This window comes from Dyadobacter beijingensis DSM 21582 (assembly GCF_000382205.1).
GTDB classification, from domain to species: Bacteria; Bacteroidota; Bacteroidia; order Cytophagales; family Spirosomataceae; genus Dyadobacter; species Dyadobacter beijingensis.
The window spans coordinates 1,046,248-1,067,555 of sequence record NZ_KB907786.1 but is presented as its reverse complement, the minus strand read 5'-3'; the positions used below and the strand labels follow the sequence as shown (position 1 = coordinate 1,067,555).

Annotated in this window: 17 protein-coding genes; 14 read left to right on the top strand and 3 right to left on the bottom strand. The window is 52.5% G+C overall.

Annotated elements, in window-relative coordinates; all coding sequences use genetic code 11:
* Nucleotides 1-103: 103 nt before the first annotated feature.
* The 3 genes from H144_RS0104485 to H144_RS34800 all read right to left on the bottom strand — a co-directional run bounded on the left by H144_RS0104485 (nucleotide 104) and on the right by H144_RS34800 (nucleotide 2,266).
* The gene (locus H144_RS0104485) at nucleotides 104-355 is read right to left on the bottom strand and encodes a DUF6814 family protein (RefSeq protein WP_019940842.1); all 252 of its coding nucleotides are present in this window, start codon (nucleotides 353-355) and stop codon (nucleotides 104-106) included.
* 54 nt (nucleotides 356-409) lie between these two features.
* Complete coding sequence (locus H144_RS0104480; protein WP_019940841.1) at nucleotides 410-1,945, bottom strand: MFS transporter; 1,536 nt, start codon at nucleotides 1,943-1,945, stop codon at nucleotides 410-412.
* 132 nt (nucleotides 1,946-2,077) lie between these two features.
* Entirely contained in the window at nucleotides 2,078-2,266 is a 189-nt protein-coding gene (locus H144_RS34800) for a hypothetical protein (RefSeq protein WP_229207840.1), read from the bottom strand.
* 391 nt (nucleotides 2,267-2,657) lie between these two features.
* Here H144_RS34800 and H144_RS0104465 point away from each other — a divergent pair, with 391 nt between their 5' ends.
* The 14 genes from H144_RS0104465 (at nucleotide 2,658) to H144_RS0104400 (ending at nucleotide 21,232) form a co-directional block, all read left to right on the top strand.
* Nucleotides 2,658-3,395, top strand: a complete 738-nt coding sequence (locus tag H144_RS0104465; RefSeq protein ID WP_019940839.1) for a carbohydrate-binding family 9-like protein — start codon at nucleotides 2,658-2,660, stop codon at nucleotides 3,393-3,395.
* A 168-nt stretch (nucleotides 3,396-3,563) separates the two neighbouring features.
* Entirely contained in the window at nucleotides 3,564-4,667 is a 1,104-nt protein-coding gene (locus H144_RS0104460) for a lactonase family protein (RefSeq protein ID WP_229207839.1), read from the top strand.
* A 300-nt stretch (nucleotides 4,668-4,967) separates the two neighbouring features.
* Nucleotides 4,968-5,510: an RNA polymerase sigma factor gene (locus tag H144_RS0104455; RefSeq protein ID WP_019940837.1), complete on the top strand. Its 543-nt coding sequence runs from the start codon at nucleotides 4,968-4,970 to the stop codon at nucleotides 5,508-5,510.
* 69 nt (nucleotides 5,511-5,579) lie between these two features.
* A complete protein-coding gene (locus H144_RS0104450) occupies nucleotides 5,580-6,614 on the top strand; it encodes a FecR family protein (protein WP_019940836.1) in 1,035 nt (344 codons plus the stop codon).
* A 153-nt stretch (nucleotides 6,615-6,767) separates the two neighbouring features.
* On the top strand, nucleotides 6,768-10,145 hold the full coding sequence (locus tag H144_RS0104445) for a SusC/RagA family TonB-linked outer membrane protein (RefSeq protein WP_019940835.1): 3,378 nt from the start codon (nucleotides 6,768-6,770) through the stop codon (nucleotides 10,143-10,145).
* A gap of 28 nt (nucleotides 10,146-10,173) precedes the next feature.
* Nucleotides 10,174-11,748, top strand: a complete 1,575-nt coding sequence (locus tag H144_RS0104440) for a SusD/RagB family nutrient-binding outer membrane lipoprotein (protein WP_019940834.1) — start codon at nucleotides 10,174-10,176, stop codon at nucleotides 11,746-11,748.
* A 247-nt stretch (nucleotides 11,749-11,995) separates the two neighbouring features.
* Nucleotides 11,996-13,216, top strand: a complete 1,221-nt coding sequence (locus tag H144_RS0104435; protein WP_026350413.1) for an aminotransferase class V-fold PLP-dependent enzyme — start codon at nucleotides 11,996-11,998, stop codon at nucleotides 13,214-13,216.
* A 53-nt stretch (nucleotides 13,217-13,269) separates the two neighbouring features.
* Nucleotides 13,270-14,523 carry an amidohydrolase/deacetylase family metallohydrolase gene (locus H144_RS0104430; protein WP_019940832.1) on the top strand — a complete coding sequence of 418 codons (1,254 nt, stop codon included), beginning with the start codon at nucleotides 13,270-13,272 and terminating at the stop codon, nucleotides 14,521-14,523.
* 86 nt (nucleotides 14,524-14,609) lie between these two features.
* Nucleotides 14,610-16,343, top strand: coding sequence for a PQQ-dependent sugar dehydrogenase (locus H144_RS0104425; protein WP_019940831.1), 1,734 nt, complete (start codon nucleotides 14,610-14,612; stop codon nucleotides 16,341-16,343).
* A gap of 127 nt (nucleotides 16,344-16,470) precedes the next feature.
* Nucleotides 16,471-16,902, top strand: a complete 432-nt coding sequence (locus H144_RS0104420) for a c-type cytochrome (RefSeq protein WP_019940830.1) — start codon at nucleotides 16,471-16,473, stop codon at nucleotides 16,900-16,902.
* 150 nt (nucleotides 16,903-17,052) lie between these two features.
* Nucleotides 17,053-18,513 (top strand): PQQ-dependent sugar dehydrogenase, encoded by a 1,461-nt coding sequence (locus H144_RS0104415; protein WP_229207838.1) that lies wholly within the window; start codon nucleotides 17,053-17,055, stop codon nucleotides 18,511-18,513.
* Between the two features lie 38 nt (nucleotides 18,514-18,551).
* Nucleotides 18,552-19,022, top strand: coding sequence for a RidA family protein (locus tag H144_RS0104410; RefSeq protein WP_026350412.1), 471 nt, complete (start codon nucleotides 18,552-18,554; stop codon nucleotides 19,020-19,022).
* Between the two features lie 251 nt (nucleotides 19,023-19,273).
* On the top strand, nucleotides 19,274-19,885 hold the full coding sequence (locus H144_RS0104405; protein WP_019940827.1) for an RNA polymerase sigma factor: 612 nt from the start codon (nucleotides 19,274-19,276) through the stop codon (nucleotides 19,883-19,885).
* A 117-nt stretch (nucleotides 19,886-20,002) separates the two neighbouring features.
* Entirely contained in the window at nucleotides 20,003-21,232 is a 1,230-nt protein-coding gene (locus tag H144_RS0104400) for an acyltransferase family protein (protein WP_033402421.1), read from the top strand.
* Nucleotides 21,233-21,308: the final 76 nt, after the last annotated feature.

Below are 21,308 nucleotides of genomic sequence, written 5' to 3'. Positions count from 1 at the left end.
TGTGGTCAAGTATAGTCATTAGTTATGCGGTATGAAAATAATTATTAAAACATATACCAACAATTCCTGACTATTCCTGACAAAACCTGACCATTCCAATCCGTCACAGTTCCTCCGAACTCTCCGGCAAATGATCGTACTCCCCCTTCCAGGCGTAGTAGCCGAAAATAACGAGCCCGGTGCAGATCGGAATAAATATGAGGATGATGATTGCCCATTGCAGGGTCGTGTTCGTGCGGGCGATACCTTCGGCTGCCGCGCCGATCTTGTCGGACGCCTGCATGAAAAGGAAGATGATGATCACGGGCCCCAATGCCATCCAGAGGAGGCCCAGTATTTTCTTTAAACCACTCATTGATATTTTTATCAAAATTTTGAAAAACAAATTGAAACAGAACTGTCTGCACACTCAATCCATCACATTCTCATCCCGGCGGTTATCAATGTAAATCGCGCCGATAACGAACGACAATGCGGCGACGCCGATCGGGTATGAAAGCCCGGAAAGCGGCGTGGAACCCTGGAAAGAAGCAATGAGCGTCGCGATGAATGGTACCAGGCCACCGAAAACGCCGTTACCGATGTGGTAAGGCAGCGACATCGACGTGTATCGGATCTGCGTCGGGAAGAGCTCAACGAGGAATGCGGCAATGGGGCCGTACACCATCGTCACGAGCACAATCTGGAAGAATACGAGCGCGATGATCATCAGGTACGAACTGCTGGAAAGCGTCACGTCCCTGATCACCGTCTCCACGGCCGGCACTTCGGCCAGCACGTCTTCGGGAATAATTTCAACCGTTGATTCCTTGAAAGTCATACCGTTGGTGAGTGTTTTGGAAACGGTGGTGGTAATGAGCGAATCCGGTTTGCCCGCAACGAGGCCACGCTCCACGACCGGCTCCGAGGCGCTTTGAAGCATCGTTTTCTGCATTTCCTTCACATTGGTGGCGTCGAGGAAATATTGGTAAATGGGGCGGTAGCAAAGCACGCCGAGCAGCATACCGGTGAGCATGATCCATTTTCTGCCCACTTTATCGCTCCACGAGCCGAATATTACAAAGAACGGCGTCGCAAACACGATCGCCCAAAGGAGAATGTACCGCGACTCGTTGAAATCAAGCTTGCAGGTATTTTCGAGGAACGACTGTGCATAAAACTGACCGGTATACCACACGACCCCCTGCCCCATTGTAGCACCGAAAAGCGCCACGAGCACCATTTTAAAGTTGGCTTTTTTCTGAAAACTTTCTTTCAAAGGGTTAGCGGAGACTTTTCCTTCGGCTTTCAGCTTCGAGAAAACGGGCGACTCGTGCATTTTCATCCGGATGTAAATCGACACACCCACAAGCAGGATGGACATCAGGAACGGGATGCGCCAGCCCCAGTCGGCGAAAGCTTTTGCGCCGAGCAGGTTTTTGGTCAACACGATTACGCCCAGCGACAGGAACAGGCCCAGCGTAGCCGTGGTCTGAATCCAGCTCGTAAAAAAGCCCCGCTTGCCTACGGGCGCGTGCTCGGCTACGTATGTGGCCGCGCCCCCGTACTCGCCCCCGAGCGCAAGCCCCTGCACGAGGCGAAGGATGAGTACCAGGATCGGTGCGGCATAACCGATGCTGGAATACGAAGGAATGAGACCGATCAGGAACGTAGAACCGCCCATGAGCACGAGCGTGAGCAGGAAAGTGTATTTCCGCCCGATCAGGTCGCCGAGGCGGCCGAATACCAATGCGCCAAAGGGGCGTACGATAAATCCTGCGGCAAAGATGGCAAGCGTGTTGATCAGCGCCGAGGCACCGGCGTCGCTCGGGAAGAGCTGCTGGCCGATAATGACCGCCAGGCTCCCGAAAATGTAGAAATCATACCATTCAATTAATGTACCTAATGAAGAAGCAGCGATTACCTGCGTAATGCTTTGTGTAACATTGGATTCGGTGGAACGCATGGGTTTAGGAAAGGTGAGGAATTGAACAATTTAGGTGAATAAGTCACAACCCGCTTTTCATTACTCATAAGCCCATCATAAAAAAGCCCCTGGAAATGTTCCAGAGGCTGGTCTGCGTTTTTAAACGGATTGTCAGAAATCGTCGTCGTCATCATCGAAATCGTCGAGCCTCCGCAGGAGCTCGTCGCCGTCTTCGATCACCACTTCGCGATCCTCTATATCATCGTCGTACTCGTCGATTACTTTTTCATCGTCGAGATCCTCGTCGAGGTCCTCATCTTCTTCGTCATCATCTCCATACGGATCTTGTTGCGCTACCATACGGGTTTTTTTTGTGCTCCCTTGGTAGTCAGGGAAAACAGCTGGTTCTAAAAGTGCCTCGTCGATATCAGCAAAGGCCAGTTCTCCACTTTCGCGTATCATGACAGTGTTTTGTTAAATGGTTTCAATTTTAAACGTACGACCTAAATTATTAAAATATTCCGCTACGGTATCTTCTTTCCTGTCGAAAGATTTCATCAATAATTGACACTACAAAAATAATGATTTGGTAAAATGTAAAAACCTCTTGAAATTGCCAGAGATAAAAAAAATCGTTGTCCATTGCCCCGGAAAGCCCAAATTGCCGGGCGACTGTCAGCACATCTGATTGCAAATGAACACACTTGGCAATACCTGAACCTGTTTTTCCAAATCCTAACCCTTTTAACGAATGTTTAAAAAATTTATGCTCGCGGGGCTGCTTGCATGCGGTCTCATGAACCGGGGGCACGCTGCCGGCCCCGTTCCCGACTCTTCCCTTGCGGTTAAAAAGACTACCGACTTCAAAGTCACCGGCGAGGGAACCGCCCCGCAATGGGCCGCCGCCCAGTGGTTCAATATTACTGTACAAAAAGGTCCCAACCAAACGGCCCCCGGGAAGCAATTTCCTACGCGCGCCAAAATTCTGTACTCCGAAAAGGGCATGTACTTCCTCTTCGATTGCGTGGACCAGAAGCTGACGTCGACCATTATGGAGGACTTTGGCGCGCTGTTCAAGGAAGATGTCGTGGAGGTCTTTCTATGGCCGGACACGTCCCTGCCGATCTACCTCGAATACGAAGTTTCGCCGCTCAATTACGAGCTCGCCATCCTCGTCCCGAACATCAAAGGGCGCGCACAAGGCTGGAAACCATGGCATTACACCGACCGCAACCGCGTGCAGCACGAAACCAGCGCGCAGGGAGGACAGAAGAAAAGCATGGCGTCGGTGGAGGGCTGGAAGGCCGAATTTTTCATTCCATTCGCCTTGATGAACCCTATCGCCAATGCCGCACCGAAACCCGGCGAGAAGTGGCGCGGCAATTTCTACCGCATTGATTATGACGGAGAACCGGCCTATTACTCCTGGCAAAAAACCGGCGGCAGCTTCCACGAATTCAATAAATTCGGCACGCTGGTATTTGAATAACGGGGTTGCGTATTATGGCGGCACCTACGGCTCCGAAAGTCAATTTGGGCATATTACCTATAACCAGGGCGCCATTCCGGGGCAAAATCGCCGAAATTGGGATGTCCATAATGTGCCAAACTCCGGCAGGAGTTGCTGAAAATGTAAACTGATAAAACAACAAAATTCATGAAACGAACCATTCTTTCATTCATCCTTTTATTGTCGGCTATGACGGCTTTTGCACAAAAACCCAAAAAGGAGATACTGTACCTCGGCACCTACACGCAGAAAGGCGAGGGCATTTACGTGTATGAATTCGACCGCAGCAACTACTCTTTCAAGGAGTTACAAGTGCTGACGAGCAAAACCAGCCCGTCATTTCTCGAATTTCACCCCAATAAAAAGTACCTCTACGCGGCCAACGAAGGCAACAGCACGGTGTCGGCCTACGCGATCGACCAGACTTCCGGCAAGCTCACCGCACTGAATTCACAGCCCTCGCAAGGCCGCGGCCCGTGCCATGTCAGTATTGATCCAAAGGGACGTTTCATTTATTTATCGAACTACGGAAGCGGCGACCTTGCGGTGTATAAACTCAACCAGGACGGCAGCATCGGCGCCCTGGCCGACACCATTCAGGACAAAGGTCGCCCCGACCAGAAGCCGCATATGCACTCCATTATCCCTTCCGCGGACGGCAAATACATCTACGCGTCCGACCTGGGTATCGACAAGATCATGGTATACGCCGTGGACCCGCAGACCGGTAAGCTGACGCCCGGTGCCGTACCTTACGCGGAGGTGAAGGCTGGCGACGGCCCGCGGCATTTCGCCATTCACCCGAACGGGAACTTCGGTTATTCGGCCTGCGAGCTCGCCTCCGTTGTAAATTCTTTCAAAATCGTGAAGGGTACGGGTGCATTGGTGCCCTTGGAGCGCGTGACGATGCTGCCGTCGGATTTCACGGGCAAAAGCTACGCCGCCGACATCCATTTTTCGCCGGACGGCAAGTTCCTGTACGCATCCAACCGTGGCCACGAAAGCCTCGCGATTTACGCCGTAGATGCTAAAACCGGCAAACTGACGGTGGCAGGCCACGCCGATACGCACGGCAAGCACCCGCGCAACTTCCTGATCGACGCCAAAGGCGAGTTCGCGATCGTGACCAACCGCGACAATGACAATGCCGTGTTCTTCAAACGCGACGCTGCCACCGGCCAATTGACTTATACCGGGAAAGAGATCAGCGCACCCACGCCCGTGTGCGTGAAGCAGCTCTTCCTCAACTGATTTTCCTTCCCGCATTGCCCCTGATGGAAATGGGCGCCAGCAGCTGAAATGACCATCTGCAAGAATATTTTCAGTGATTGGCGCTTATTTCCATGAACTTTTTTAATTTTAGAAATCTGAATGCTATTCTTCGTTACTATTTAAAATACACCAAAGAAAATATTACTATTTTAATGTCTGGCACAAAAATTGACTTGTACCGGTTCTAAATAAGGTAGTAAATGCCGATCACTCCGGGCGCCCGACAAGATCATTGAATAAAGTTTTAGAATTACCTGATACCCAATTTAGCCACAGTTTATGATGAACGGCCAGGATGATTTGCTTCTTATTTCCCTGATCAAACAAGGAGATAACCGGGCGCTGGACTGCCTCTTCCGGAAATACTATCACGCATTATGCCGCTTTGCCACCTACCTCAATAACCGCAAGGACCTGGCCGAGGAAATCGTGGCCGACGTGTTTTTCAGGATCTGGGAAAAACGCGAGAGCCTGACCGTCGAAAAGAATGTGCGCTCCTACCTTTTCACGGCCACGCGCCACACCTGCATTAACTACATGAAGCAGGAAAAACACATCATGGAAGAGCTCAACGACGATATCATTGGAGAAACGCCCGGCCCGGACGACGAACTGATGTACCACGAGCTCGAAAACCGCATTGCAGACCTCATCAATTATCTCCCGCAAAAAAGAAAGGCGATCTTCCAACTGAACCGCTTCGAAGGTTTCACCTACAACGAAATCGCTGAAATCCTCTCCCTTTCCGCCAAAACAGTAGAAAATCAAATGGGTAAAGCCATTAAGCAATTGAAACTTCTGCAAAAAACTTATCAGATTTAAAAAATATTCTGACAGGATGGGGGTATGCCCATTTTTTATTTGTCCTAACATTAGAAAGCTCTGAATTTGATGTCCGATCACACACCATGGCCCCTTATCGCCAAGTATCTCGCTGGCGAATGCAGCCCGGAAGAAAAACTGGCGATGGAATGGTGGCTTGAAGAATATGATAACCTGCTGTTGTTCCGGCAGATAGAAGCAGCGTGGAAGCAGGAAAAGGAACCGGAAAACGATCCGGCATTCCAGGTAGAGAGCGGGCTTTCCCTGCTGCACGCGAAAATAGCGGAGCAGGAAGAGGCCCCGGAAGAAGAACCGTTTGAGCGGCCACGTTACCTGAAAATAGGGTCCTGGCTGGCCGCAGCGAGCATTTTGCTGGCCACCGGCCTGGGTTACCTGCTCGTGAACAGGCAGCACGAAGGCCGTGCCACCGGCGGTATGGCCATGGAAACGAAGACCAGCGGCCCGAAGGACGTCGTCAGCATCGAGCTCCCCGACGGGACGCAGGTTTGGCTCAACAAAAACAGTAAAATCGAATTCCCCAAAGTGTTCACCGGGGGCGAAAGGCAGGTTTATCTGCAAGGAGAAGCGTTTTTCGAAGTGGTACCGAACCCGGAAAAGCCATTTATCGTGAAAAGCGACCGGATTTCGACACGGGTTTTGGGGACGTCGTTCGATGTAAAAGCCTATCATGGGGACGAGACGGCATCGGTGTCGGTTGCGACCGGAAAAGTGGAGGTGAGCAAGGAGATCGGGGAAGGCGAGCCGGTCCGGATAACGCAACTGACCCCTGAGCAGGAACTCGTAATCAATACGGAAAAAGACGAAACGTATATTAATATCGTTAGCGTCGCCAACATCGCACCCTGGCATTACGGCCAGCTTGTTTTCAGGGACAATACCTACGACGAAGTAATGCAGGTTTTGCATGAACGCTTCGGCAAACGGATTGTCTTCAAAAGCAGCATCGGCCAATGCCGTGTCATGGCCAGTTTCAATTCCACTGCATCATTGAATGATGTGTTAAAATTGTTGAGTATGTCTAATTCTTTCGAGTATGTGATCGGTAAGGACGTAGTAACCATCACCGGGGGCACGTGCCATTAAGCGCCCCTCCCATCCTGCTTTTTTGTGCATCCCTAACCAAATCCCTGACGCCGCCCACGCAGCATCAGCGGTGTTTTGACTATGAATTATTATCAGTTTGCTATAATAATTGAATCCCTCAAATCCATTTAACCTCAATCTACTCAAAACAGTATGCAAAAAAAGTTACCCGACACCCGCCTGAAAACCGGCACGGCGCTCAGGCGAACCCTGGCGATGTTCCTGGCATGTTTGATGTTCGTACAGCCCCTGTTCGCCGCCCGGTCCGTACAGGGCATTGAAGAGGTAAAGATCTCCCTGGACCTGAAAGACGTGACGCTGCAGAATGCCTTCATTGCCATTGAAAAAAGGAGCGATTTCAAGTTTATCACCAGTATCGAGCGCATCGACAAGAAAAGAAAAGTGTCGATCCATGCCGAGAAAAAACCGGTAAAGGAAGTACTCGAATCGATCCTCAATGGTACCGGCCTGGGCTACACGCAGGTGGAGAACAACATTGTGATCAGCAACAAGCAGGATAAGGCAACCGGTCAGGTAATCCAGCCTGCGGCAGCTGTGAATGTAGCAAAGGAGATTAACGGCACTGTGAAAGACAATGCCGGCTCTGGAATTCCCGGCACGAACATCCTCGTGAAAGGCACCAATCAGGGTACTACTACCGGCGCGGATGGAACTTACAAGATCAACGTTCCCGACGAAAACGCCGTGCTGGTGTTTTCGTCGATCGGCTATGTGTCGCAAGAAATCGCGGTAGGCAGTAAAACCACCATCGACGTGACGCTCCTCGAAGACGTAAAGCAGCTTGGCGAAGTGGTGGTAACGGCATTGGGTATCGAGCGCAATGCGAAAACGCTAACCTACGCCACCCAGCAGATCGACGGCAAGAAGCTCACGGACGTGCGCGATGCGAACTTTGTGAACACACTTTCCGGTAAAGTGGCGGGCGCGGTGATCACGCAAGGCTCGTCGGGACCGGGCTCGGCTACGCGCGTGGTGCTGCGCGGTAACCGCTCGATCGCGGGTAATAACAATGCATTGTTCGTCGTGGATGGTGTGCCCATCGACAACACGGCACGCGGCCAGGTAACGAGCGATTTCGGTGGCATCAACGGTTCCGACGGTGCAGCGAACATTAACCCGGACGACATCGAATCGATGAACATCCTGAAAGGCGCAGCCGCATCGGCATTGTATGGTAGCCGCGCCGCGAACGGGGTGATTATGATTACAACCAAAAAAGGAAAAGCAGGCAAGGTTACCGCCGACATCAACTCCGGTGTGGTGGTAGAAACGCCGTTTTTGCTTCCTAAACTGCAAAATACCTACGGACAAGGAAGTGGCGGTGTGGAAAGCACCAATTCCAGCATGAGCTGGGGACCTGCCACCCAAACCTTCCCGAACAATATCAAGGATTTCTACCGCGACGCGATCTCGACCAACAATTCGATCGGCGTTTCGGCGGGTTCCGAGAAAATCCAGACATATTTGTCCTATACCAATAACTACAACCAGGGTATCCTGCCCAACAACAAGCTGATGCGCCACACGTTCAACCTGCGCCTGAACACGCAGATAACGAAACGCCTCTCTGCCGATGCCAAAATCACCTATATCAACTCCGACATCGAGAACAAACCCCGTTCCGGTGAAGAGAGCTCTGTGACCATGAACTTGTACAAAATCCCCCGCAGCGTGGATTTGAACCAATACAAAACTTTCGAAGACGCGGCTGGAAAACCTACTTACTGGGCCAGCTCGGGTATTTACATGAACCCGTACTGGACGATCAACCGCACGTTCGAATCGGAAAAACGGAACCGTGTGATCTCGCTGGGATCGGTAAAATATGACATCACGGACTGGCTGAACATCCAGGGCCGCATCAGCTACGACTGGTACGCCGATCGCGTTAACCGTGGTTTCTACAACAACACATTGCTTTTTGCAGGATCGGGCGGTTCCTATGCCGACTGGACGGCGGAGACGACCGAGCGCAACATGGATGTGATCGTTTCGGGTAACAACAATTTTGGCAAAGACCTGCATCTGACCTACAACTTCGGTGCCGGCCAGACTTACCAGAAATACTCACAGGTGGGTGGAACGACAACCGGCTTGACGGTCCCTAACTTCTTCGACCTTTCATTCGCCGCAGCGTTGACGCAAATGACGGCATTCAGCCAGAAAGAACTGCAATATGCGTTCGGAACAGCGTCATTGTCGTACCGCGACTTCATTACGGTCGACGGTTCGGTGCGTAACGACTGGTCTTCCACATTGCCTAAGCCTTACTCGTACGCCTACTTTTCGTTCGGCGGTAATGTGATCCTGTCGGAAGCATTCAAACTGCCGGAAGTGATTAGCTTCGCCAAATTGCGCGGTTCGTGGGCGCAGGTGGGTAACGATACCGATCCTTACCGGTTGCTCCAAACCTACACATTTACTCAAGGCGGCCGCGGCGGCGGTTATATTTCCCGCAATACGACGCGCCCTGCCGAGAACCTGAAACCCGAGATTTCGTCTTCGACGGAGTTTGGCCTCGACCTGCGTTTGTTCGCCGGCAAGCTGGGCGTAGATTTTACCTACTACAACACCAACACGGTGAACCAGTTGCTGACATTGCCGCAGGCAACCCCTACCGGCTTCCAGAACCAGTTTATCAATGCGGGTAAGATCAACAACAAAGGTTTCGAGATTTCACTGACGGCCTCCCCCTTGAAAGGCAAAGCACTTACCTGGGACGCGACACTGAACTTTGCCCGCAACGTGAACAAGATCATCGAACTGCACCCGAGTGTAAAAACCGCGAACCTTGGCGGTAACACCCGTACTACGACGGCCATCGTTCGTGAAGGCGGTTCCTATGGTGATTTGCAGGCATTCGGCTGGAAAAAAGACGCGAACGGCAACTACGTCGTAAATGCGAAAGGTCTTCCGGTGGCCACCGCATTCGACAACATCGTGGGTAACTTCAACCCGAAATTCACATTAGGCTTCAATAACTCGTTCTCGTACAAGAATTTCGTGTTCAGCTTCCTCGTGGATGGCCGCGTAGGTGGTGTGATGACCTCCGGTACCGATGGTAACCTGGCTTACGACGGAACGGCGGATTATACCGAAGCGCACCGCCAGGGCGGATGGGTATTGCCTGCCGTCACCGAAACAGGCGAGCAGAATACCGTCGCGATCGACGCGCAGACTTTCTGGCAAACCGTTTCGCAAGGCCGTTATACCTGGGGCGAGTTCTTCACCTACTCTACCACGAACTTCCGTCTGAGAGAGGCCACATTGGGTTACAATATCCCGACCCCTCCGGGCATGTTCATCAAGTCGATGCGCCTGTCGCTCACGGCCCGCAACCTGTTCTGGCTGTACCGCGGCTATGCCAAAATGGATATTCCAGGTCTTGAAAAACGTAAACTTCCATTCGATCCGGACGTAAACCTCGGTGCAGGCAACTACCAGGGATCGGAATATGGTGCCCTCCCTTCCACACGTACTGTTGGTTTGAATTTGAAAGTTGGATTCTAATTAAACAGACATTCTAAAATACTGTAACATGAAATTATCACTCAATAAATATATCAGAGCAACCACATTTGGGGTCCTTACAGGCTCGGCACTGGCATTGGCAAGCTGTACCGGTGATTTCGACGAACTCAATACCAGCCGCACGGCGCTCACGTCCATCTCCGACGCCGAGCTCCCGTACGTGTTCTCGCGCGCACAGCAGCAGGCATCGTATGCGGCCGGAACTTACCAGACGGCCCAAAACCTGTTCGCGGATTTGTATGCGCAGTATTTCGCGACTACCACGCCCAACTTCCAGTCGGACCGCTATTTCATGCACCCGACCTGGATCGACAGCCACTGGAATCCCGTGTATGTGCAGGTGGTACCACAGCTCAAAACACTCTTCGAACGCGTTGCGCCGGGCACTTCGCAATATGCATTGGCGAGCATCTGGTGGGTTTATGCATTCCACCGCGTGACCGATTACTACGGCCCGATCCCCTATTCGGAAGCCGGTAATCCGGGCTCGACGGTGAAATACGATTCCCAGGAAGAGATTTACAACGACTTCTTCAAACGCCTCGCCGAAGCGACGGAAGCGCTGAAATCCAAAACCGCGGAAAAGCCTTACGGCAACTACGACATCATTTATGCCGGTGATGTGAAGAAATGGATCAAGTTTGCGAACACCTTGCGCTTGCGCCTGGCCCTTCGCATTTCCAAAGTAAACCCTGCCAAAGCGAAAACGGAAGCCGAAGCGGCCATCGCCGGAGGCGTGCTCACCGACGTGGCAGATAATGCCTATATGGTAAAAAGCCTCCTCGGCGGCGACAACAACGGTCTGGCGACGATTTCCGGCTGGGGCGAGTTCCGCATGAGCGCGGCAATGGAATCGGTGCTGAAAGGCTACGACGACCCGCGCATCGGCATTTTCTTCCAACCTGCATTCAATACCAAATCGTACGAAGGTATCCGTAACGGCCTTGGCCCGACGGAACTTGCCGTGGCTGCCAACAGTAACGACAACAACTCGAACATCGGCGAACGCTGGATCCGCAACACAGGGGGCGGCTCGGCATGGGACCGCCAGCTGGCCGTTCAGCAGGATGTGATGCATACGGCCGAAGCCTATTTCCTGCTCGCGGAAGCGGCGGTGAATGGCTGGAATGCCGGCGGCACCGCGCAATCATTCTACGAAAAAGGAATCCAGGCTTCGATGGAAGGCTGGGGCATTACCGGCGCGGCGGTTACGACCTATATTAACAGTACCAAAACACCCGTGGCGCCCGGCGACCAGCAGAAATCGCCTGCGCTTTCCGGCATTCCTGTAAAATGGGGCGCTACCGAAGCCGTGCAAAGAGAGCAGATCGCGACGCAGAAATGGCTGGCCTTGTACCCGGACGGCATCGAGGCCTGGGCGGAATTCCGCCGCACCCGGTTGCCTAAGTTGTACCCGGTCGTAAACTCTGTAAACACCGACGTGCCAACTACCGCGGTAGTGCGACGCATCCCGTTCCTTTTACAGGAAAAACAAAACAACGGGGCAGCCGTGGAAGCGGCCGTAAAACTGCTGGGCGGTGCGGATAATGCCGCTACGCCGCTTTGGTGGGATAAAAACTAGCAATTCTGGATGGATGAAACCGTGCCCTTCGGAATAATTCACCGGAGGGCACTTTTAAAAATCAGTTGATTCGGAATAAAAAGGCTTCAAAACTAGCATTGACCAAACTTTATTTTTTAAATTTTTGATTAAATAAAAAATAAACCTACAAAACAGAGTATTGACGACCATAAAATGCATCTTTTCTCTGCATACTGTTGAAACCGTTTTGAAAGCCTTTATCTAACCTATCCAGTCCTTAACCATTATGATAAACCGTAGAGATTTAATCAAGCATCTGTCCACCGTCCCTTTGCTGGGCGGCTTTCTGGGCAATGGCACCGCCGAGGCTGCCGGCCTGCTGGCCAAGGCCCCTGTACGCAACCTGGCCAAGGAACTGGGCATCCGCACGTTCATCAATGCAGCCGGGACCTACACCATGATGACCGGTTCCCTCATGCAGGACGACGTGGTGGCGACCATCCAGGGCGCAGCAAAGGAGTTTATGATGCTTGATGAAGTCCAGACCAAAGTAGGCGAGAAAATCGCCGCCATTACCCACGCCGAATCGGCCGTCGTGACGGCGGGCTGCTTCTCGGCACTTACCCTCGGCCTGGCGGGCGTGCTCACAGGCATGGACCAGAAAAAAGTGGAAGCATTGCCGCACCTGGAAGGTACCGGAATGAAATCGGAGGTGATTATCCAGAAAGGCCATAACATCGGCTATTCGCACGCATTGACCAACACCGGGTGTAAAATCATACAGGTGGAGACCGTGGAAGAATTACAGAAGGCGATCAATGAAAAGACCGCATTGATGTGGTTCCTGCATATCCAGTCGGACAAAGGACTGATCAAACACGAGCAATGGATCGAGATCGCCAAAAAGAATGGCATCCCTACCATGATCGACATGGCTGCCGACGTGCCGCCGGTTGAAAACCTCTGGCGCTTCAACGACCTGGGCTTCGACCTCGTGTGCGTATCGGGCGGAAAGGCCATGCGCGGACCGCAGAGCGCAGGTATCCTCATGGGTAAAAAACAATACATCGACGCCGCTCGCCTGAGCATGCCTCCGCGCGGCTCGACCATCGGCCGTGGTATGAAGGTCAATAAGGAAGAGATCCTCGGCATGTATGTTGCCCTCGACAATTTCGTGAAGATGGATCATAAAAAAGAGTGGAAAATATGGGAAGACCGCGTCGCGACGATCGAGAATGCCGTGAAAAGCGTGAAGGGCGTCAGCACGGAAGTGACCGTGCCGGAGCTCGGTAACCATACCCCTACATTAAAAGTATCGTGGGATGCGGCGAAGATCAGCTTGCCTGTCAAAACCTTGCAGGAGAACCTTCGCAAGGGCAACCCGTCGATCGAAGTAATGCCGGCGGAGAACAATTCGCTGACCATTACCACCTGGATGCTCAAAACGGGCGAGGAGAAAATCGTAGCGTCCAGACTGAAAGAAGAACTGTCGAAAGCAGTTGTTTAAATATGTACAGTACCATTTAACATTCCTAAACCCAAACCTTTTCAAAAAGTAAAATGCAACACAGGTCCATCCTTATCATTTTTCTGGCATGTCTGCTCGGCGTGGCTTCCCATGCCCAGACGTACAGTATCCTGATCAAAGGCGGCACGGTGATCGACCCGAAGAACAATATCAACCAGGTGATGGATGTCGGTATTTTCGAAGGAAAGATCAAAAAAGTGGCGAAGGATATCGATCCGAAGGAGGCCCGCCAGGTGGTGGATGCCAAAGGGATGTATGTCACACCCGGATTGATCGACATTCATGGACACGTGTTTTTTGGTACCGAGCCAAACCATTATCTCAGTAATGGTTTGGTGGCGTTACCACCCGACGGCTTTACCTTCCGCGTTGGCGTGACTACGATCGTCGACGCGGGCGGTGCCGGCTGGGATTCGTTTTCGGAGTTTAAAAACAATGTGATTTTTAATTCCAAAACCCGCGTACTCTCGCTGCTGAACATCGTAGGCCAGGGCATGCGCGGCGGCAACTGGGAGCAGGACACGGCCGATATGGACCCAAACCTGGCTGCGGGGGTCGCCATTAAAAACCGCAACGACGTCGTCGGTTTCAAGGTAGCGCATTTCATGGGCAAGGATTGGAAACCCGTAGATAATGCGGTGAAAGCCGGCAAATTGGCCAACATGCCGGTCATGATCGATTTCGGCGGCAGCACGCCTCCCCTTCCGCTCGAAGAGCTGTTTATGAAACACCTTCGCCCGGGCGACATTTATACACACGCCTACACATTGCTCGAAGGCAATGTACGAGAAACCATCGTGGACGAAGCGACGGGCGCTGTCAAGCCGTTTGTTTACGAAGCACGAAAAAAAGGCATCATTTTCGACGTCGGCTATGGCGGTGCGAGCTTCAACTACTCACAGGCGATACCGGCCATGAAGGCCAAATTTTACCCCAACACGATCAGTACCGACCTGCATACGGGCAGCATGAACGGCTCGATGAAGGACATGCTGAGCATTATGTCAAAGTTTTACAATATGGGAATGGACCTGCCGGCCGTTATCAAAGCCAGCACCTGGGACCCGGCCAAAGTGATCCACCGCGAGCAGCTGGGCCACATTTCGGAAGGCGCCATTGCCGATGTAGCCGTGTTTTCGATGCGGAAGGGCAATTTTGGATTTTATGACAAAACCGGATATAAAGTAGAAGGTAAAGAAAAACTCGAATGTGAATTGACCGTCATGGGCGGAAAAATTGTCTATGATTTGAATGGCATTACAACGCCGATATATTTGACGAAGTAATAATCGGCGGTCATTCGTCAGCGGTCAATGCGACCACCGACGACTGACCGCCGACAAAAATCACCTGAACCCCTCTTAATGAACCTATGCTTAAAAAGCGTTTAAAATGGTCTGCCTCGCTCCTTTTCCTGCTCGGACTGGGATTTACGCAGCACTCCGACCAGGATTTGCCGGTCGTTAACACCAAAAATGGCGGCCTGTTTTTGCCCGACGGATTCGAAGCGACCGTCGTGGTGGACAGCCTCCCCGGTCGCGCACGGCACATCGCCGTGAATGATAACGGCGATATTTATGTCAAAGCACGCTTCGCCGACAAGGGCGAATCGGTGATCGCGCTACGGGATACCAATAAGGACGGCCGCGCAGATGTGATCAAACATTTCGGTGGCGCCGCCAAGGAACGGGCGTATGGTACGGCCATGCGCATTTATAAGGGCTACCTGTATTTCAGCTCGGAGCTGGTGGTTTACCGCTACAAACTCACGCCCGGCAAACTGGTTCCCGACAGCCCGGAAGAAGTAATCCTGACCGACGACCACCCGCACGGCATGCACGAGCACATCGCGAAGCCCATCACGTTTGACGACAAAGGCTTCATGTACGTGCCTTTCGGCGCCAATTCCAATGCCTGCCAGGAACAAAACCGTACGCCCGGCTCCAAAGGCATGGACCCATGCCCGATCCTGGAAGATCACGGCGGCATCTGGAAATTCGATGCGAACAAAACCGGGCAGCTGCAGAAAGATGGTACCAAGTTCGCAACAGGCCTCCGCAGCGTGGTTGCGCTCGACTGGAATTTTCAGGACAACAATTTATACGCCGTACAACACGGTCGCGACGACCTTCTGCGCCTCTGGCCGCAGCTGTACAATGGCTGGCAAAGCGCCATGCTGCCTTCGGAGGAGTTTTTGAGGATTAAAGAAGGCACGCACGCCGGCTGGCCCTATTGCTACTGGGACCAGATGCAATCCAAAAAAGTACTGAACCCGGAATATGGCGGCGACGGTAAAATTGTAGGCCAATGCGACCAGTACGAGAAGCCGCTGATCGGTTTCCCCGGCCACTGGGCACCAAACGACATCCTGTTTTACCAGGGCAACCAGTTTCCCGAACATTACAAAAACGGTTCGTTTATCGCATTCCACGGCTCGACCAACCGCGCGCCTTATCCGCAGTCTAGCTATTTCATCGGTTTCGTACCCTTCAAAAACGGCCAGGTAGCCGGTGAATACGAGGTGTTCGCGGACGGTTTCGCCGGCCTCGACCCGATCGTGAACGTGAGCGACGCCGTGTACCGCCCGATGGGGATCGCGATGGGCCCCGACGGCTCCATTTACATTGCCGAAACCGAGAAAGGCAAGATCTGGAAAGTGACCTATAAGGGTAACAAGAAGAAATTCAACAAAACGGCGATGGCGAAAATGGAGCAGCGCAAAACGATGTCGCACATCCGCACGCCTGATTTTGTCAACGATAACCTCGACAAAGACAAACCCGTGGCGGGCGGCAAGGTATACAGCGTGTATTGCACCGCCTGCCACCAGCGCAACGGCATGGGCGATTCCCAGCGCTTCCCACCGCTGGGAGGTGCCGAATGGGTAACCGGCGACAAGGAGCGGCTGATCAAAGTGCTCCTGAACGGCCTCGAAGGACCGATCGAGGTGAAAGGGCAGGCTTACAACAACGTCATGCCCCAGCACAGTTTTTTAAAGGACGAAGAGATCTCAGAGGTATTGACCCATATTCGAAGCAATTTCGGAAACAATGCCGGCCCGGTCACGACAGAGGAAGTAGCGAAAGTAAGGGCGACGCTCAAATAGCAAGACATTAAGCCATTCATCTTCCAACCCCGTTTAAGCGGATATTACTCTCCGGCAATTGAGTGTTCCTTTAAAGGGGTTGGAGGAAGAATGGCAAAAGTAACCAATTCACCATTTCTGTATATTCATGTTGAAAAATAAAAGTTTAGCCGCAAGCTTTATCATTCTCTCGGGGATCGGCCTGGCCGGTTTTTCTTCCGAAAAGAATACGTTTTCACACCATACCCAGGAGCCCTGGAAGGCGCCGGCCTGGGCCGACACCCTGAAAAGCCCCTACCACGAAGAACCGCTCACGCTCGCACAAGGCGAGGAGCTTTTTACTTTATATTGCTCGTCCTGCCACGGTGAAGGCGGCTACGGCGACGGTGCCGCGGGTGGCGCGCTGGGCCAGAAGCCCGCCAACTTCCACGACACGCTCGTGAAGGCGCAAAGCGACGGCTCGCTGTTCTGGAAAATGTCCAACGGCCGGGGCAATATGCCGCCGTTCCAGGATGTGTTCACGGCCGAGCAACGCTGGCAGCTGGTGGCGTACATCAGGCATTTGGGCAAAACAGAGTAAATTGACCGCCGACGGCTGACCGCAGACAGCCAGCTGGTGAATGCCAATCCCTGGAAGTCGGCTGACGCGCCTTGCCTGCCGAAGGGCCGCACATGAATGCAAGAATTACCTAAACCCATAAAAAACACTATGTTACATTACAGCCGCATCATGAAGTCCGGATTCACGTCCATGCTCGCCCTGGGTATGGCGTTTCATGCTTTCGGACAACAGCGGGAGGTCACGACTTCCGTACCCAAAGCACTTCGCGACGACATTACCATCGAAGAGTACATGAAAGTGGAACCGGAAGCGGTCCGCCTCATCCAGCACCCTGTTACGGGTGAAATTTATTATACCACATTCTTCGGGGATGTGGTCAAAATTGTCGTTGAAGACGGCAAGCCCGTGAGCAAAAAGCTCCTTTCCGTCGAAGACCACGGCATTCCCCGCCTGCAAGGCGCCGCTTTTCATGGCAACACGCTATTCCTCGCCGGTAACGTGAGCGTGAACAACAACAAAGGCAATAAAGGCCGGATGGTGCGCTACGAAATGAAAAAGGGCGTGGAAAAGCCGGAAATGACCGTCGTATTCAATACAGTCGAATACGGCGCCAACAAAACTACTTTCGACCACGGCTGGAATGCCCTGGAAATCAGCCCGGACGGTAAGTACATCTACGTGAACACGGGCGCACGCACCGACCACGGCGAGGTGCAGGACAACGGCGGCGAATACCCCAATGCCCGCGACAATGCCCTTACTGCCAACATTTTCCGCTTTCCGATCAACTCCAAAGACCTGCTGCTATCCACCGACCTGGCCAAGCTGAAAGCCGACGGTTACATCTTCGCGGAGGGCATCCGTAATGCCTACGACATGGCTTTCGATGCGAAGGGCAACCTCTTCGCCGTATCCAACTCCGGCGATTACGATCACCCCGAAGACATGTTCTGGGTGCGCAAAGGACATCATTACGGCTTCCCATGGGTAATGGGCGGCATCGAGAACCCGCAGCAATTCCCCGATTTCAACCCCGATCCTGAGAAAGATCCCTTCCTGAGCAAATTTGCCTTCGCATTCCTCATGAAGTACTTCCACAACGACCCCGACTTCCCGAAAAGACCGGCCGGTGTGACATTCTCGCCTTCGGTGCAAAACATGGGCCCGGATGCCAACGAGTACCGCGACCGTAAAACCGGCGTCGTGATGGACGGCGACACCACGGGCGCTACGGTCGGCACCTTCAACGCGCATTCTTCTCCGCTCGGGATTTTCTTCGACACCCACAATGCATTGGGTAAGGACCTCACCGGCGACGGATTCGTGATTCGCTACACGGGCGGCCCGCGTAACGGCGTGGTCAACCCGAACCCATTGCGCCGGTACGGCAAGGACCTGCTGCACATGGAAATGACGTACGACAAGAAGACCGACAACTACAAGACCAAAACCACCAGCATTATCAACAACTTCACCGCTCCTACCGACGCGCTGCTCATCGGCAATACGCTTTACATTATCGAGTACGGCGGCAAGCAGGGCGGTAACAAAGCGGGCGGCAGTCTTTGGAAAATTACATTGCCCGCCAACGACAAGCTGGCTAAAAAGACCAAAAAGAAAACCTCGTAATTACATCTCGTTCTACATATAACTTTAATTAATCTGTTATGAAATCTGAAAGAAGATCTCTAATCAAAAAGTTGTTTGCATCCGTTGCCGGCATCGCGGGTATCGGTGCGGCGTCCAAGGTCCAAGCGGAAGCAGCTGCTGCACCGGCGCCTCAAAAGGAAGTAGGTGACGTAGAAATGTACCAGGACGTACCGCTTTTCTCGGGTCATACCAAATACAACAACCTCGTGTTCGTGGCAGGTAAGGGTGCCCACTTCGACGGCGACATTACCGCACACACCAAGCACGTGCTCGACGAGCTGGAAAAAGAGCTCATCAAAGCAGGTTCTTCCATGGAAAAGGTACTGAAATGCTCCGTATTCCTCCACGACCTGAACGACTACAAAGCTATGAACGAAGCCTACAAAGGCCGTTTCGGCAGCAAGCCCCCTTGCCGCACTACGGTAGCGGTCTACGGCGGCGTCCCAGGCGACTCCCTCGTCGAAATCGACTGCATCGCTTACGTGTAAGAGGGGAGAAAAGGGAGGAAGGGAGGAAAGGGCTTTTTATCCTCTCCTTCCATCCCTCCTTCCTCCCTTTCCTCCTATTCCCAAAAGTAACCAATCCCACCCCCTCAGCCACTTACACCCATTTTTCCAAATTTTTATTTCGGAATAATACAATTCCCCCACATTAAATTCGCTCACGAAAAATAAAGTCGGACTTATATTTTAGATTATGATTAAATAACAGTTAATTTGTTTAACTGACCCGACAAGATTTGAATAAGAGACAACGCATCGCTGAGGAGAATGAAGTTCTTTTAAATCTCTGGCACCAAAGCCAGGCCGGGGATAGTCTGGCATTTTGCCAGCTCGCCGACAAGCAGTACCGCACACTCTTCAACTACGCCTGTAACTTCACCGCTGATCGCGAGTTCATCAAAGACGCCATCCAGGACCTGATGATCCATATCTGGGAGAAGCGCCAAAACATTCAGATCCAATTCGTTACCATTTACTTCCTGCGTGCGTTACGCAACCAGCTGATGCAGGAGTTCCGCCGCAGCAACGGCTCCCACCCATTCCTGGACATCGACGAAGCAGGCCAGATCTCGGACTACCAGACCGTGGAAACGCAGATCGAGCAGAACGAAGCACTGAACGAAAATCAGGTTAAGGTACGGACTGCCATTGAGGAACTTCCCCGCCGCCAGAAAGAGGCTGTATTCCTCAAATACTTCGAAGGAATGGATAATGAACAAATCGCCGACCTCATGCAGGTAAACCGCCAGTCGGTCGCTAACCTGCTTTTCAAAGCCATTACTTCGCTGAAACAGCACATTCACCCAATCAGCAACCTGTTGCTGCTCTGCCTGGCATTACAGGCGTGACACCCCGCCTGCTGATCGCACACGGCCCTACCCAAAAAAACAGACTATCCATTAAATTCACGTCCAATGCAACCGGTCGTTCATTAACTGCATCCTTTGGGTACCAAACCGAACCTTATGCCGCAAGCTCCCAGCCGAACCCTCTGGATCGATTACCTCCGTTCATTCCTGACCATCCTTGTCGTAGCACACCATTCGTCGCTTGCATATACGACGTTCGCCAGTTTTGATCAATCAGCTTACATCCGCTCCACCCACCCGATCGTGGACCACCAGCGGTGGGTAGGCCTCGACATTTTCGAAAACTTTAACGACGTATTCTTCATGTCGCTCATGTTCCTGATCGCCGGGCTTTTCGTCGTCAAAAGCATCGAGCGGAAGGGCGTCGCCGCATTCATACGCGACCGGTTTTACAGGCTGTTCCTCCCGTTCCTGCTGCTCGGGACGGCCACAAACCTGATCGCCCATTACCCGGCTTACCTCGTCGCCCACGGGAACGGGGACATCTACGCATACATTGCCGACTTCTTCACGACCGAGCAATGGCCCGTCGGCCCGCCGTGGTTCATCTGGGTGTTGTTTGTTTTCAACCTCGCATTTGCTTTCATCTATTCGCTCAGGAAGCCACTTCTCGGGAAGCTATTCCCCGGGAGTCCATTTCCAGGGAAGCCATTAATCCCCGCGCAGCCGAATTTCGCAGCGCACGCGGAACAACCAGGCAAACCTGTCCGCGCAGCAACCAATTTGTTTCTTTTCACATTCATACTGTACGTTCCATTCGCATTCTGGCTCGGCCCAGGCACATGGACGGGCTTCGGGCCATTCGATTTCCAGATCAGCCGCGCAGCCTGGTACTTCGGTTATTTCCTACTCGGCGCGTGGCTCGGCACCGTGCATTTCAACGAAGGGATTTTCGGGATCACCTCGCCGCTTGTCAACTGCTGGCGCCTCTGGCTTGCACTGTGCGCTGGTGCATATACGTTGCTCACACTTCTGCCGCCATACCTTACCGAACTAGTCAAAAACGGCACGCTTCCCGAAATCATCGGCTACCTCATTTATTTTAGCATTTACGTCCTGTCCTGCACATTCAGCTGCCTTGCATTCCTGACAACGTTCCGCGTGCTGGTCAGACAGCCGAACGCATTCCAGGATTCGCTGTCCGAAAATGCCTACCTGATTTATCTGCTGCATTACCCGTTTGTGATCTGGACACAATACACCCTCCTCGATCTGCCGCTTCCAGCGTTTTTTAAATTTCTTATTACATGCCTGATATCCATTGCCGGAAGCTGGTTACTGGCTGCATTGCTAAGAAAATCAGCATTCGTCAAACGGTATCTGTAAAGTCCAGCCCATGTTCGCAGCTTGTCGACGCCAAGCTGCCGATCTACGGCTAGTTTTAGTTAATTACCGGTAGCTT